This is a genomic window from Comamonas humi, assembly GCF_054782535.1.
Genome location: NZ_BAAGSH010000028.1, coordinates 1 through 641 on the forward strand (window position 1 = coordinate 1; position 641 = coordinate 641).

1 protein-coding gene is annotated in these 641 nt (G+C 65.1%); it reads right to left on the reverse strand.

The annotated features are described in order from the left end of the window. Positions 1-462 (reverse strand): OmpA family protein (locus ACYVKR_RS24490; protein ID WP_460483589.1); only part of this gene is annotated, 462 nt, incomplete at its 3' end. Positions 463-641 lie beyond the last annotated feature (179 nt).

Consider the following 641-nt stretch of genomic DNA (forward strand, 5'->3'; position numbering starts at 1 on the left):
CTTGCCATAGCTCACGGCTTCAACCCGGCCGGGCTCCACACCCAGGGTCTGCAGGCTCTTGCGCACGGACTCGGCCCGCTTCTGGCCCAGGGCCAGGTTGTATTCGGTGCCGCCGCGCGCGTCGGTGTGGCCTGGCAGCATCAGCGACTGGCCCGGGTGGCTGCGCATCCAGCGTGCGTGCGCCTCGAGGATGGGCGTGTCGCTGGAACGCACGGTGTACGAATCGAAGTCGAAGTACACGATATGCGCCACGTTGTCCGGCCCCTTCTTACCAACCAGAGGGTTGACCACGACGGGTGCCACGCCGGAGCTGTTGCCAGCCGGTGGCTTGTTGAAGACATAGTGGTGCTCGGCACGTTTGCTGGTGGTGCTGACCGCGGTGCCACAGGCACTCAGGGCGCAGGCCACCAGCAGCGTGCAGGACACCAGCATGGTGATATAGAGCTGTCGGTTTCCGAACATGATGTTCCTTGGTTACCCATGCCTGCCCGGGAGAGGGCGAGGCATGGGTGTCATTGCGGCTTTCGTGGGCCTGAAGGCAGAGTTACGACGCCAGGTGGTGCAGCAGGTCCTGCGAGAGGATGGAGTGCGCTGCGGCGCTGCCGGCATCCGCCTGGCTGGTAATCGCCGTCGTGATCGGC